The organism is Inconstantimicrobium porci, from assembly GCF_009696465.1.
Taxonomy (GTDB): Bacteria; Bacillota; Clostridia; order Clostridiales; family Clostridiaceae; genus Inconstantimicrobium; species Inconstantimicrobium porci.
The window spans coordinates 179,062-194,393 of sequence record NZ_VULX01000003.1; the positions used below are offsets into that span (position 1 = coordinate 179,062).

The 15,332-nt window shown below is 31.1% G+C and carries 11 protein-coding genes; 8 read left to right on the forward strand and 3 right to left on the reverse strand.

Features of this window, described 5'->3' with window-relative positions; translation table 11 throughout:
• Positions 1 to 80: 80 nt before the first annotated feature.
• A complete protein-coding gene (gene clpB / locus FYJ33_RS04410) occupies positions 81 to 2,681 on the forward strand; it encodes an ATP-dependent chaperone ClpB (RefSeq protein WP_154530553.1) in 2,601 nt (866 codons plus the stop codon).
• 117 nt (positions 2,682 to 2,798) lie between these two features.
• Here the strand turns inward: clpB and fba are convergent, their stop codons facing one another.
• Together fba and FYJ33_RS04420 are read right to left on the reverse strand one after the other, a co-directional pair.
• A complete protein-coding gene (gene fba / locus FYJ33_RS04415; protein ID WP_154530554.1) occupies positions 2,799 to 3,662 on the reverse strand; it encodes a class II fructose-1,6-bisphosphate aldolase in 864 nt (287 codons plus the stop codon).
• A gap of 192 nt (positions 3,663 to 3,854) precedes the next feature.
• The gene (locus FYJ33_RS04420) at positions 3,855 to 4,454 is read right to left on the reverse strand and encodes an ECF transporter S component (RefSeq protein ID WP_154530555.1); all 600 of its coding nucleotides are present in this window, start codon (positions 4,452 to 4,454) and stop codon (positions 3,855 to 3,857) included.
• Between the two features lie 157 nt (positions 4,455 to 4,611).
• Here FYJ33_RS04420 and FYJ33_RS04425 point away from each other — a divergent pair, with 157 nt between their 5' ends.
• The 3 genes from FYJ33_RS04425 to thiI all read left to right on the forward strand — a co-directional run bounded on the left by FYJ33_RS04425 (position 4,612) and on the right by thiI (position 7,632).
• Positions 4,612 to 5,253: an HDIG domain-containing metalloprotein gene (locus FYJ33_RS04425; protein ID WP_154530556.1), complete on the forward strand. Its 642-nt coding sequence runs from the start codon at positions 4,612 to 4,614 to the stop codon at positions 5,251 to 5,253.
• An 88-nt stretch (positions 5,254 to 5,341) separates the two neighbouring features.
• Entirely contained in the window at positions 5,342 to 6,481 is a 1,140-nt protein-coding gene (locus FYJ33_RS04430) for a cysteine desulfurase family protein (RefSeq protein ID WP_154530557.1), read from the forward strand.
• A complete protein-coding gene (gene thiI / locus FYJ33_RS04435; RefSeq protein WP_154530558.1) occupies positions 6,478 to 7,632 on the forward strand; it encodes a tRNA uracil 4-sulfurtransferase ThiI in 1,155 nt (384 codons plus the stop codon). Before FYJ33_RS04430 ends, thiI begins: the two co-directional genes overlap by 4 nt.
• A 67-nt stretch (positions 7,633 to 7,699) precedes the next feature.
• Here thiI and FYJ33_RS16960 read toward each other — a convergent pair whose 3' ends face one another.
• Complete coding sequence (locus FYJ33_RS16960) at positions 7,700 to 8,161, reverse strand: GtrA family protein (protein WP_154530559.1); 462 nt, start codon at positions 8,159 to 8,161, stop codon at positions 7,700 to 7,702.
• Between the two features lie 178 nt (positions 8,162 to 8,339).
• On the opposite strand from FYJ33_RS16960, the gene FYJ33_RS04445 reads away from it, so the two are divergent.
• The 4 genes from FYJ33_RS04445 (at position 8,340) to FYJ33_RS04460 (ending at position 15,171) form a co-directional block, all read left to right on the forward strand.
• Positions 8,340 to 9,539, forward strand: a complete 1,200-nt coding sequence (locus tag FYJ33_RS04445; RefSeq protein WP_154530560.1) for a DEAD/DEAH box helicase — start codon at positions 8,340 to 8,342, stop codon at positions 9,537 to 9,539.
• Between the two features lie 46 nt (positions 9,540 to 9,585).
• Positions 9,586 to 12,504 carry an insulinase family protein gene (locus tag FYJ33_RS04450; RefSeq protein WP_154530561.1) on the forward strand — a complete coding sequence of 973 codons (2,919 nt, stop codon included), beginning with the start codon at positions 9,586 to 9,588 and terminating at the stop codon, positions 12,502 to 12,504.
• 25 nt (positions 12,505 to 12,529) lie between these two features.
• The gene (locus FYJ33_RS04455; RefSeq protein WP_154530562.1) at positions 12,530 to 13,768 is read left to right on the forward strand and encodes a TcaA 3rd/4th domain-containing protein; all 1,239 of its coding nucleotides are present in this window, start codon (positions 12,530 to 12,532) and stop codon (positions 13,766 to 13,768) included.
• A gap of 89 nt (positions 13,769 to 13,857) precedes the next feature.
• Positions 13,858 to 15,171: a murein hydrolase activator EnvC family protein gene (locus FYJ33_RS04460; RefSeq protein ID WP_154530563.1), complete on the forward strand. Its 1,314-nt coding sequence runs from the start codon at positions 13,858 to 13,860 to the stop codon at positions 15,169 to 15,171.
• Positions 15,172 to 15,332: the final 161 nt, after the last annotated feature.

Sequence of the window (15,332 nt, forward strand, 5' to 3'; positions counted from 1 at the left end):
AAAATTTACTTTGACTTTCTTTGATGTTTGTATTATCATATAAATATAAGCTAAAATTAAATAGAAAAGAGGTAATGTATATGAATATAGATAAGATGACAGTAAGAGTCCAGCAGAGTTTAAATGATGCTCAGATGACGGCTGTTAAATATGATCAGCAGCAGGTTGATACAATACATTTATTTTCTGCTCTAATTAATCAGGAAGATGGACTTATTCCAAGTGTACTGGAAAGAATGAATATAAATTTAGAGTCACTTAGAAAAAGAACTGACAGCGTTCTAGATTCACTGCCTAAGGTTTTAGGAAGCGACGCAGGCTCTTCTGGCGTTTATGCAACTAGAAGAATAGAAGAAGTTCTTATTAAAGCAGAAGAAATATCTAAAAAGTATAAAGATTCTTATATTAGTGTTGAGCATGTTATGCTGGCAATGATTAAACTTGAAAAAAGCACAACAGTTGGTAAACTACTTTCAGAATTTAATATAAATGAAAAAGATTTTCTTAAAGTTTTACAGGATATAAGAGGTAATCAGAGAGTAGATACTCAGGATCCGGAAGGAACTTATGATGCGCTTAAGAAGTATGGAACAAATCTTATTGAACTTGCTAAAAAGCATAAGCTTGATCCTGTAATCGGAAGGGATGAAGAAATCAGAAGAACTATCAGGATATTATCAAGAAGAACTAAAAACAATCCAGTTCTAATCGGTGAACCTGGTGTTGGTAAGACAGCTATTGTTGAAGGTCTTGCTGAAAGAATCGTCAAAGGCGATGTGCCAGAAGGTCTGAAAGATAAGATAATCTTCTCACTAGATATGGGAGCACTTATAGCAGGTGCAAAATACAGAGGTGAATTTGAAGAGAGACTTAAAGCAGTTCTTAAAGAAGTAGAAAGCAGTGACGGTAGAATTATACTTTTTATTGATGAAATTCATACAATAGTAGGAGCAGGGAAGACTGAGGGGTCTATGGATGCAGGCAACATGATTAAACCGCTTCTTGCAAGAGGAGAACTTCACTGTATTGGTGCTACAACATTCGATGAATACAGACAGTATATCGAAAAGGATAAGGCACTTGAAAGAAGATTCCAGACTGTAATAGTTGATGAGCCTACTGTTGAAGATACTATAGCTATCTTAAGAGGACTAAAGGAAAGATTCGAAATACATCATGGTGTAAGAATACATGATAATGCAATAGTCGCAGCAGCAAAACTTTCTCATAGATATATACAGAACAGATTTTTACCTGATAAGGCAATTGATCTTATTGATGAAGCAGGGGCTATGATAAGATCAGAAATAGATTCTCTTCCTACTGAACTTGATATAGTAAGAAGGAAATTGTTCCAGCTTGAAACTGAAAAGAAAGCTATAAGCGGAGAAAAAGATGATAAATCTCAGAAGAGACTTGTCAAACTGGAAAAAGAGCTTTCAGATTTGAAAACTAAAAATGATGAAATGACAGCAAAATATGATAAAGAAAAATCAGCTATTCTGGAAATAAGAAATCTTAAAACTCAGCTTGATGAAGCAAAAGGTAAGATTGAACAATATGAAAGAGAATATGATTTAAACAAGGTTGCAGAATATAAGTATGGGCTTGTTCCAAAACTGCAGCAGGAAATAAAAGAAAAAGAAGCAAACATGAAAAATCATTATGATAATGCTTTGTTAAAAGAAGAAGTTACAGAAAGTGATATTTCAAAGATAGTTGCAAAATGGACTGGAATTCCTGTAAGCAGGCTTGTAGAAGGCGAAAGAGAAAAGCTGTTAAGACTTGAAAGTGAACTATCAAGCAGAGTTATAGGTCAGCAGGAAGCAGTAACTTTAGTTTCAGATGCTGTACTTAGAGCAAGAGCAGGAATGAAGGATGAAAATAAGCCGATAGGTTCATTCATTTTCCTTGGACCAACTGGTGTTGGTAAAACAGAACTTGCAAAGACTCTTGCAAGAACACTGTTCGATTCAGAAGATAACATGATAAGAATAGATATGAGCGAATATATGGAAAAGTACTCAGTTTCTAGACTTATAGGAGCTCCCCCAGGATATGTAGGTTATGAAGAAGGCGGACAGCTTACAGAGGCTGTAAGAAGAAAACCTTATTCAGTAATATTGTTTGATGAGATTGAAAAGGCTCATCCAGATGTATTTAATATCTTCCTGCAGATACTTGATGATGGACGTCTTACTGACAACCAGGGCAAGACTGTAGATTTTAAGAACTGCATAATTATAATGACTTCTAATATCGGTAGTGAAAATCTTCTTGCCAACAAGGATGAAGATAATATAGATGATTCAACAAAATCTCTTGTAATGGACGAAATGAGAAGAAGATTTAAACCTGAGTTCTTAAACAGAGTTGATGATATAATAATGTTTAGACCTTTAACTCATCAGGGAATCAAGAGAATTATCGATATATTCATGCTTGATATTAAGAAGAGACTTCAAGATAAGAATATTGAAATTGAATTAACAGATGAAGCAAAAGAACTGCTTGCTGACGAAGGATATGATCCCGTATACGGAGCAAGACCACTGAAGAGATATATAGAACATGTGCTTGAAACAAGCATTGCAAAGAAGATAATAGCAGGAGATATCAAAAATAACACAAAGATTAGGGTAACAGCAGAAAATAATCAGATTTCAATAATAACTCTTTAGTTATTATTGAAATCCAAATGAAAAAAGGATGTCTAAAACATAAGTTTTAAGACATCCTTTTCATTTTTGAAATTCTATACGAATTTCATTAACCATTATTAATTATTAATATTTAAATTAAGCTCTGTTAACTGATCCGAATAATTCCATCTTTTCTTTAACTTTAGCTTTGATAGCTTCGAATCCTGGAGCTAATAACTTACGAGGGTCAAATCCTTTTCCTTCTAAGTCTTTACCAGCTTCAATGTACTTACGAGTAGCTTCTGCAAATACTAATTGACATTCAGTGTTAACGTTGATTTTAGCAACTCCTAAAGATATAGCCTTTGCTATCATATCGTCAGGAATTCCTGTACCACCGTGAAGAACTAATGGCATATTTCCTACAGCTTCGTTTATCTTAGCTAATGCTTCGAAATCTAATCCAGCCCAGTTTTCAGGGTATTTTCCGTGAATGTTTCCGATACCAGCAGCAAGCATAGTAACATTTAAGTCAGCTATTTGCTTACATTCTTTAGGATCAGCAACTTCTCCAGCACCAACAACTCCATCTTCTTCTCCACCAATTGATCCAACTTCTGCTTCTAGAGAAAGTCCCTTTGCAGCAGCTTCTTTAACTAATTCAGTAGTCTTTTCTATGTTTTCTGCTATTGGATAGTGAGAACCATCGAACATGATTGAAGAGAATCCAGCTTCAATACATTTTTTAGCTCCTTCATAGCTACCGTGATCTAAGTGTAAAGCAACTGGAACAGTGATTCCTAAATCTTCAATTAATCCGTTAACCATTCCAACGATTGCATGATATCCACCCATGTACTTTCCAGCACCTTCAGATACTCCTAAGATAACTGGTGAGTTATTTTCTTGAGCAGTTAATAAAATAGCTTTTGTCCATTCAAGGTTGTTTATGTTGAATTGACCTACAGCATATTTTCCTTCTCTTGCTTTGTTTAACATTTCTTTAGCTGAAACTAACATTTTATGACCTCCGTATATTTCATATAAATTATATGGTATTTTATCTTAGAGAAAAAATTATCTTCTCTCTGCAACTATTATAACTTTAATCGTTAGAAAAATAAATAGTTTTTATTAATTTAGTGTCATATTATGTGAATATATATAGTATTTTTAGTGAACAATTACTAAATGATGAATAATAAAATTCCGTTATTTCCGTCTGACTTTCTTTGCAGCGGCTATTATTGGAATGGTGATAAGAGCTGAAACGATAGCTTCAGGTATTCCATTTGTAGCCGCTACGAGAGAAATAGCTTTAGCTCCAGCTGTTGCTGATAAACCTAAAGCTTTTGAAAATTTATCAAGATAAATAAAATAGGCAAGTCCTAAAACTCCTGCAGTATTAATTAACGAACCACATACAGCAGCAGCACCTACGGAGAATGCTTTATATTTATTTTTTAGAAATTTGCACAAAATAGTATAGACATAGTAAGAAATCAGTCCAATCATAATTCTTGGAATTAGTGCAATTATTGGATTTAAGAATACAAATGATGTTGGAGTCATTGTAACTAGTGCATTATACATGCTGAATAGTCCGAAAAATAAACCAATAATCATACCAACAATAGGCCCGTCTAAAATTGCTCCAATAATTACTGGAACATGAAGAATTGTAGCTTTAACTGGTGGAATAGGTATAAATCCTAGTCCAGATAAGCCTAAAAAGATTGAGATAGATGATAATAATCCTATTGATACAATTTTTTTTGTGTCAAAGATAGACACATTTAATTTCTTTTCCAAATTTAAATCCCTCCGTTCTTATTCCATAAAGGATATAAGTCGTATTTATTATTTTGGTTTTGAAGTTAATTGTTCAGTTTTAAAAATACCGACAAAAACATTTTACTATATATAGACATTTTTTCAATATGATTCGAGAATAAAAAGGAGATTTAATATGAATAAAATGGAAATTTTTGATCAACTGCAAAATTATCTTTTAAATAAGAAAAAACCTTCTCAGTATATTAAAAACATGATGGAGGATGGAAAATTCAATGAGGAGCCTTTTGATGTGTTTCTTGAACTTAGGAATACTGAGCAGGAAAAGAAATTTCATCCTGAAGGAAATGTGCTCAATCACACATTGATGGTAGTGGATGAAGCTGCCAAAGTAAAAGATGAATCATCTGATGTAATTGTATTTATGTGGGCAGCACTTTTACATGATATAGGTAAGAGCAAAACTACTATCAAGCGAAATAACAGATGGACTTCATATGATCACGATATTGTGGGAAAGGATTTAGCTGAAAGATTTCTTTATAAATTTGGACTTGATGATGATTTTGTGAAAAAAGTATCATCATTAATAAGGTGGCACATGCAGATTTTGTACGTTAATAGAAACCTTCCTTATGCAAATTTAAAGAAGATGGTTAGCGAAGTTTCAATTAAAGATATTTCTCTTCTTTCAGTTTGTGATAGAATGGGAAGAGGCAATTTAAATGATAAAGATATTTGTGATATTAATAAACAGAATGAGTATTTTGTCAAAAAGGCTCAAAATGAGCAGAAAAAATTATCTTTCCAAATGTAGTTGAAATTTTACATATTATTATGTAGAATTTTAATGTTAGTTGAAAGAAAATAATGTTATTTTAAATAAAGAATAAGGAGAGGGGTTTATGGAAGTATATTTTGATAATAGCGCCACTACTAGACCTTATGATGAAGTAATAGATGAAATGGCAAGGGCAATGAAAAATTTCTATGGCAATCCATCATCTCTTCATAGTATTGGTGTATCTTGTGATAAGCAGTTAACTGATGCTAGAGAATTTATAGCATCTACAATAAATTCTACAAAGGAAGAAATATTTTTTACATCAGGTGCAAGTGAAAGCAATAATCTTTTTCTAAAAGGCTTAACAAAACCTGGGAATCATATAATTATTAGTAAATTTGAACATCCAAGTATCTTAAAAACTGCACAGTATCTAGAAGAAAACGGCATAGAAGTTACATATCTTGATGTTGATATCAATGGACAGATTGATCTTAATCAATTAAAAGATTCTATTAAGAAGAATACTGTGCTTGTATCTGTTATGTTTGTAAATAATGAAGTAGGATCAGTTCAGGATCTTGAGAAAATAGGTCATATCATAAAAGAAAATTCTCAACGTGCAAAATTCCATGTTGATGCTGTACAGGGATATGGAAAATTACCTATAGACGTGAAAAGATGCAGTATTGATTTAATGTCGACAAGTGCCCATAAACTTCATGGACCTAAGGGCATTGGCTTCTGTTATATTAGAAGAGGAATCAATCCTGTGCCATTAGTTCATGGTGGTGGGCAGGAGAAAGGATTAAGATCAGGAACTTCTAATGTGCCATCAGTGCTGGCTATGAAAAAAGCTGTTGAAATAACTATGTCTAATCTTGAGGCAAATTATAAAAAGGTAGAAGAGTTAAAAGAATATTTTATAAAACAGCTTGAAGGCATTAACGATATAAGAATAAATAGTCCTGTAGGAGATAAGTTTACTCCATATATACTTAATGTATCATTTAGGGGAGTTAGATCCGAAGTCCTTTTACATATGCTTGAGGAATACGGAATATTTGTTTCAACTGGATCTGCCTGTTCATCTAAATCTACAAAGGGCAGCCATGTGTTAATGTCAATAGGACTTACTGATAAAGAAGTTGATTCTGCTTTAAGATTTAGTTTCTGTGATATGAATACTAAGGAAGAAGTAGATTATACAGTAGATAAATTAAAAAAATCACTTATGTTTTTAAGGAGAATAAAGAAATGAATGAACTAGTTTTAGTAAAATTGGCACCAGAAATATTTTTAAAAGGTTTAAATAGAAATAAGTTTGAAAAGAAATTAAGAGACAACATCTTTAAGAAGTTAACTGGTATCAAGTGCGAAATAATCGTTGACCAGGGAAGATGGTTTATCAAATCTGAAAATCTTGACGAAGTAGTTGACAAGACTAGAAAGGTATTTGGTGTTAAAGAAGTATGTATAGTAAAGCAGGTTCCTATTGATTATGATAAAATCAAGGAAGAAGCACTAGCAAAGGTAAAAGACAGTAATGCCAAGACATTTAAAGTTACTACTAACAGAGCAAATAAGAGCTTCCCAACAAATTCAATGGAAACATCAAGAGAAGTTGGAGCATATATCTTAAGAAACACTGAAGATATTACTGTTGATATTCATAATCCTGAGTGTCTTGTAAATATTGAAATCAGACAGAACAATGCTTACATATATACTAACCATGATAAGGTTAAAGGAGCTCATGGACTTCCTTATGGAATGAATGGAAGTACACTTCTTATGCTTTCAGGTGGTATTGATTCACCAGTAGCAGGATATTTGATGGCTAAGAGAGGCGTTGAGCTTAACTGTGTTTATTATCACAGTCACCCATATACTTCAGAAAGAGCTAAAGACAAAGTTAAGGATTTAGCTAAAATTCTTTCAAATTATACAGAAAGAATTAATCTTTATGTTGTGCCATTTACTGAAATTCAGATGGATATCATCGAAAAGTGCAGAGAAGATGAACTTACAATAATAATGAGAAGATTCATGATGAGAGTTGCCTGCAAAATTGCGCAGGATAAGAATATTCAGTCAGTTTCAACTGGTGAAAGTATTGGTCAAGTTGCAAGCCAGACAATGGAAGGCCTTGTTGTAAGTAATGACTGTGCTGACAGACCAGTATTCAGACCATTAATAGCAATGGATAAGGAAGATATAATAGAAGTTGCTAATGAAATAGGAACTTATGAAACATCTATTCTTCCATATGAAGACTGCTGTACAATCTTTGTTCCAAAACATCCAAAGACAAAGCCACAGGTTGAAGCAATAAGAAAAGCAGAAGAAGCATTAGACATAGATGAAATTGTTAATAAAGCCGTAGACAATATGGAGTTATTTACATTCTAGATATTAAGAAGCCTAGTATTAAGATATTATGTTATCTTAATACTAGGCATTTTGCTTATTATATAAATTATTTTTTATTATCAAAAACTATAAATTTGTTTATAAGAAAACCAAGTATCCCAGTTATGGCGCTTGATGTTAAGTTACAAATATTTGCCCAGGCAGTGCTACTTAATGAAAATATATTTATAAGGGTTAGTTTGGATACTACTACTGCATCAATAAGTGACAATAGTCCTACTACTGAGATGTACTGTAGATAAGATGTTTTGCTATAGGACTTAGATTTAAAAGTTATTCTTTTATTTAAATGAAATCCAACAGTAGAATAAATTGAAAAAGATATAAGTTTAAAAATAAAGTTTACATTTCCTGCATTTTTTCCGGAGACATACCACAAGAAGTTCATAATTATAATATCAATTACGAATGTAGAACCACCTATAAGACAGTAACTTATAAATTGAAACAGAAACTTAAATTTTGTGAGCTTTATAGAGTTTATTGATTTTATAGCCATAAATATCATCCCTTTTGCTATAAATATAAAATTTCTTTATAATAATAAGTATAACTTATTATTTTTTATATATGTAGAAATAAATTGTTAATCATCATTTAATTATATTTATAATGAATTTATATTAGGCTATAATAATAAATATTATAGGTATAAAAAATAAAATAGAACAAGAGGTAAAAAAATATTGAAAACATTTGAAAATTTAGGTGTAAGTTCAGAATTAATTAAAGCAATTAATTTAAAAGGAGTAACTGAGCCCACTGATATACAGATAAAAGCTATACCGGAAATAAGAAGCGGTTCAAATGTTTTAGCACAGTCTGAAACGGGAACAGGAAAAACTTTAGCATATGTACTTCCGATTATAGAAATGATAAATGAAGATAAGAGAGAAAATCAGTGCATTATTTTATCACCAACACATGAACTTGTTGTACAGATTAATACAACAATAAGAGAGCTGTGTGCTGATTCAGATAAGAAAGTTAAGACAACAGCACTTATAGGCAGTGCGAATATTAAGAGACAGATGGAAAAGTTAAAGGAAAAACCTCAGATCTTAGTGGGATCACCAGGAAGAATCCTAGAACTTATGCAGAAGGGTAAAATAACTGCTAATACTATTAATACTGTTATTTTTGATGAAGGTGATGTATTATTAAACAAGAATAACATAGATATTGTTGAGAAGATAATAAAATCTGCAAGAAACATTAAGCAGTTTACATTATTCTCAGCAACAGTTAATGATGAGACAAAAAAGCTATATAAAAAAATAGCTGGCGAGTATAATTTTGTCAGTGCAAAGAAGACTACTACTGTAAACGAAAATATAGTACATTACTACTGCGTATGTGAGCAGAGAGATAAGGTTGATATGTTAAGAAAGATAATACATGCTGAGAAACCTGAAAGAGCACTTGTATTTATCAATAGAAATTATGATGTTAATATGACAATGGAAAAATTGAGATTTAACAAGATAAAGGCTGGTTCAATACATGGAAGCAGTTTTAAGTCTTCAAGACAGAAAGCCATTGAAGATTTTAAGAAGGGTAAAATTCAGGTGCTTGTTGCATCAGATATAGCTGCAAGAGGATTAGATATTCAGGATATAAGCCATATTATCAATCTTGATATTCCAGAAGACTTTGATGCTTATCTTCACAGATCAGGAAGAACTGCAAGAGCAGGTAAGACTGGATATTCAATATCTGTAGTTACAGAAATAGAAGAAAACATAATCAGGGCAATGGAAAACAAATTACATATAAAGATTGCAAAAAAATTTGTATATATGGGCAAAATAGTAGACAGTATTCCAAAGAAAAAGGTTAAAAAAGATAAGTATGCTGCTTTAAGTAAAAAGAATAAAAATAAGTAAAATAAGCTTATTCAATTCATACTAATTATAGAAAGGGGTTATTTTAATGAATTTACAAATAGGTAATTCTTATCATGGCTTTAAATTAAAAGAAAAGAGAACACTACATGAAATAAATGCTGAAGCATTGATATTTGAACATGATGTTACAAAAGCAAAACTTATTAAACTTATCTGCGATGATGACAATAAGGTTTTTGCAATTGGATTTAGAACACCTCCAGACAACAGTACAGGTGTACCTCATATAATTGAACATTCCGTACTATGCGGATCTAGAAAGTTTGATACTAAAGAACCGTTTGTTGAACTTGTAAAAAGCTCATTAAATACTTTTCTTAATGCTATGACATATCCTGATAAAACAATATATCCAATAGCTTCTAGGAATGAAAAGGACTTTTATAATTTGATGGATGTATATCTTGATGCAGTGTTTTATCCTAATATATATAAACACGAAGAGATATTTATGCAAGAGGGCTGGAGCTATAAATTAGAGAATAAGGATGATGAATTAAAATACAATGGTGTTGTTTACAGCGAAATGAAGGGTGTATATTCTTCACCTGATTCATATCTTTACAGACAGATACCAAAGATAGCGCTTTCTAATACACAGTACAGTAATAATTCTGGTGGAGATCCTGATTATATTACTGATCTTTCATATGAAGAATTTATTGCATTCCATAAGAAGTATTATCATCCATCAAACAGTTATATTTTCTTATATGGTGATGGAGATACCGATAAGGAGCTGTCATTTATAAATGATAACTATCTAAAAGATTTCACTTATCAAGAAATTGATTCTGAAATTAAAGATGAAAAAGAATATGAAAGTACTCGTGAAGCTGTTATAGAGTATGGAATAGGTAAAGATGAAGATGATAAAGAAAAGACATATTTAAATATGAACTTTATTGTCGATAAGTCTTCTAATAATGAATTATATTTTGCTTTTGAGATTTTGTCTCATATGCTTTTAACATCATCTGGGGCACCACTTAAAAAAGAACTGCTTGATAAGAAGGTTGCAAAGTCTGTTACTGGCGAATATGATAACGGCATGAATCAAACAATGTTCACAATAATTGCCAAAAATTCAGAAGAATCTAAGAAAGAAGAATTTAAAAATATAATTTTTGCTAAGCTTGAAGAACTCGTTGAAAATGGTATTGATAAGGATGTTATCGAAGCATCAGTAAATAAGGTTGAATTTGCACTTAGAGAAGCTGAATCTTATGGATATCCAAAAGGATTAATATATTACTCAAAGATTATGGATAGCTATCTATATGGAGGAGATCCTCTATGCCACTTACAGTATGAAGACGTATTTAAAAAGATAAGAAGCGAAATGTTTAATGGTTACTTTGAAGGATTAATCAAGAAGTATATCCTTGAAAACAAAAATATAAGTTTAATAGTTATGAAACCTCACAAAGGATTAAATGAAGAAAAAGAAGCTAAGCTTAAGGAAAAGCTTAAAGACATAAAGAATAAGATGAGCGATGAAGAACTAGAGGAGGTTATTGCAAAAGGCAAGAAACTTCTTGAAAGACAGAATACTCCTGATAAGAAGGAAAACCTTGATAAAATACCTAGTCTTTCATTAGAGGACATTAACAAAAAAGCAGAAATTGTTCCAACAGAACTTAGAAGAAATAATGGAACAGATATAATCTATCATGATTTTAATACTAATAAGATAGCTTATGTGTCTTTAAACTTTAAATCAAAGTGTATAGCAGCTGAGGATGTTAGTTATATAAGACTGCTTAGCGATATTATCGGTAAACTTAATACTGAAAAATATGATTATGTAAAGTTGAATAATGTAGTTAATATAAATATTGGTGAAGTTTCATTTACTCCAACAGCTTTTAATGATTACAGCGGTAATGACAGAGGTTTTAATCCTTATTTCTCAATCAAGTTCAAATCACTAATGAATAATACAGAAAAATCATTAGAGATAATTGAAGAGATAATTATGAAAACAATTTATAATGATAAGGAAAGATTAAAACAGATAATTGGTGACTTAAAATCAAGACTACAGTCTATGATAATTCAAAACGGCCATATGGTCACTTACAGAAGAATGCTTTCATATTTGTCTGATAAAGGTGCTTATGATGAAAAACTTTATGGATTATCATACTATAAGTTTATATGCAGTATAAATGACAGTATTGAAAAAGACGATTTCAGTGTAGCTGATAAATTAAAGGAAACTGCAGAAAAAATATTCAATAGGGAAAACTTAATAGCAAGTTTTTCTGGAGATGAAGAGGATTATAATCTTGTATCTAAGCAAATTGTAGATTTTGCAGGACATCTTAGAAATGAAACAGTAAAATCTTATTCATATGATAAAAAAGCAGGAAAGCTTAATGAAGGAATCTTAACTCAGGGTGAAGTAAATTACGTTGGCAAAGGCGGCATATTTGACAGAAGCAAATATACTGGAGCGCTTAATGTACTTGAAACTATATTGAGTTATGATTATTTATGGAATACAGTAAGAGTAAAAGGTGGAGCTTACGGGGTATTTAGTCTTTTCAGAAGAGACGGAAGTGCTGCATTCTTATCATACAGAGATCCTAACATCAATAAAACAATTAATGCTTATGATGGAGTGCCTGGATATCTTGAGAATTTTGATGTAGATGAAAAACAGATGACAAAATATGTGATTGGAACTATAAGTAAGCTTGATCAGCCGCTTAGCAATTCATCAAAGGCAGATCATGGAGATGCTTGCTATTTCTCAAAGATAACTGGAAATATGATTCAAAGGGAAAGAGAACAGGTTATAAACACTGATGTAACGACAATCAGAGGTTTCAAGAACCTTATAGAGTCAATCTTAAGTGAACAATGCATATGTGCACTTGGTAATGAAAACAAGATAAAGAATGACAGTATATTTGATAACTTTGTGAGTGTAAAATAATAATTAATGGTGGAGGATAAAAGAATTGATTGCGAAAATAAAAGAGTTTATAAAAAATATTAATATAAATATTCAGATATTCTCTGCCAGAGATAAAAAGAAAACTGTAGCTATTTTTTGTATAGCTGCAGTTTTTGTGCTATTTTTAATTGGATTTTTAATAGGCAGATTAGCATTTTCAAAAGAGTACACATTAAACAACTTGGAAAATGCTTTGAATAAAAAAAAATATTACAAAATTAACACATACTGCAGGATTGAATCTGATGACAGGACAGGAAGAAATGAATTTAAGCCTTTTGCTGATTATTTTTCAAATGAATCACGTGTTAATTCGCTTATCACCGATTTAAAGAACAAAGGCAGATACTGTGATTTTGTGGAATTAAAGAATAGAAAATGGCTGTTCTTTGATAATTATTATGTAGAAGTTAAGAGAATTGATATTAAAGTTAATGTGAATTTTGCTGGTACAGTTATTTATTTGAATAATCAGCAAAAATACGTTACTAAAAAAGACAATGAACTTGTAACATTGAAGAATATTGTACCTGGTGTTTATAAACTGAGGGCCGTTAACAATAATTCTTTTGGCCAGCTTAATTTTGAAAAAGAAATAACTGCTGTCAGTAGCAGTACATTGTTTAATGTGGATCTTAAAGGAACCAGAATTAGTATAAGCTCAGATTTTCAAGATGCAGATGTGTATATTAATGACAAAAAATCTGATATAAAAGCAGGTGACTTTATAAACAAAGGGCCTTTTGCTGCTGATAAGGGTACAGAAATATACATAGAAAAAACTTTCCCATGGGGTACAATACAAAGTGAAAAGGTAAAAGTAACAGAAAATCCTGTTATACATTTAAAAATGAATCTGAATAATGACACTCTTGATGCTATTTTAAACAAGAGCGTTGAGGAAAGCGTAAAGAGCATCTTTGATGCAATGAATGCAGAAGATATGAATATTATCAAAGCTGAAAATAAAGAAAAAATTTATAATGAGTTTGTTGTAGAGAGAAGACTTCTTAGAAATCAGTATGAGCTGTCACATTATGATTTTAAGATAAATGAATCTGAAGTTGTAAAAAAAGATAATACATTTTATGCGAATATCTATACTACACTGAAATATAAGGTTAGCAAGAAATTATTTGGAATAGAACTCCATTCAGAGAATAAGGAGAAAAAAATGTTTTTCAAAATACAGATGAATGTAGATGAAACATGGAAAGTAGTGGATATTTATGCAATAAAATAAATAAAAAAAGTTTAATTATGATATTTGATTATTTTTTTCGCTGTTATATAATAGAATAGTATTATACTGAAGGGAATGAAAGTTGAAAAATGCAGAGAAATAGAATTAAAGCAAGTATTATGGTAGCTATTATGCTATTTTCTATAACATTAAGTAATCCCATAGCTGTTAGAGCTACAACAAAACAGGACTATCAACAGAAAATCGACAGCAATAACTCAAAAAAAGAACAGCTAGAGAAACAGAAATCAGACATTTCAGTTCAAAAAGAATCTGAAAATAAAAAGTTAAGCGAAATTAAGGACAAGCTTAACAGCAAGTCTGCAGAACTTGAGGATTCTCAAAAAATGATTGATGGATTTCAGACTAATATAGATAGTATACAAGGCGAACTTAATGAAATAGAAGATTATATTACAAAGCTTAATAATAAAATAACTAAAAATGAAGAGGATATTAAATCAAAAGAAAAAGAAATAGAAGAAAAGGAAAAGCTTCTTGGTGAAAGAATAAGAGTAATGTATAAAAGCAGTTATATGGATAATTTTATTGTGATGATGATAAAATCTAAGAGTTTATCAGATCTTATAGCCAAGGCAGCAAACTTTGCTTATTTTGTTAACAATGATAAAAAACTTATTAATGAAGTTACTTCTTTAAGAAAGGATCTTGTAAATAAACGTGAGGATCTTAATAAGTCTAAGGAAAATCTTCATTCAAAGAAGCAAGAAGTTGAAAATAAAAAGCAGCTGCTAGAAGACACAAAATCAAAATATGAAGCACAGAAGAGTAAAACACAGTCAGAGTATGATGAAGTTCAAAGTCTTGAACAGCAGAAAGCATTGTTGATAAGCAGTCTTTCTAACAAAGAGAAAGAACTTAATGATAAGATTGGAGACTTATCTTCATATAATGATCAGCTTCAGAAACAGATGGATAGCATATTTTCAAGTGTAAATACAAATAACAATGTAGAAAAACCGCAAAGTAATACTCCACAGCAGCCATCATCATCTTCTTCAGGATATATGAGGCCTGTAAGCGGTGGTTATATATCATGTCCTTATGGTACAAGAACTCATCCTGTTACAGGAAAGAAAGGATTTCATACAGGAGTAGATATTGCAGTTCCACAGGGAACACCTATATATGCATCACATGATGGAGTAGTAGGTACTGCACAATGGAATTCAGTATATGGTAACATGGTTATCTTGAACTACGGAAATGGAATTCAAGCATTGTATGGACATAGTAGCAGATATATAGTAAGCACAGGCCAGAGCGTTAAAAAGGGACAAGTTATTGCTTATGTTGGTTCAACAGGTCTAAGTACAGGACCTCATCTTCATTATGAAATACGAATAAATGGTGGACATGTAAATCCATCACCATACATGTAAAATAAATAATTTAAAAATCCTCACAAGATAATTGTGGGGATTTTTTATAATAGAATAACTGATTTTGGAAATGATAATACTAAAAGTGAATACCGATGTTAGTTGGAAAACTAATTCCATAAATATCTTGTAAAGCTTTTATTGAAAAAAATATTTTGTTA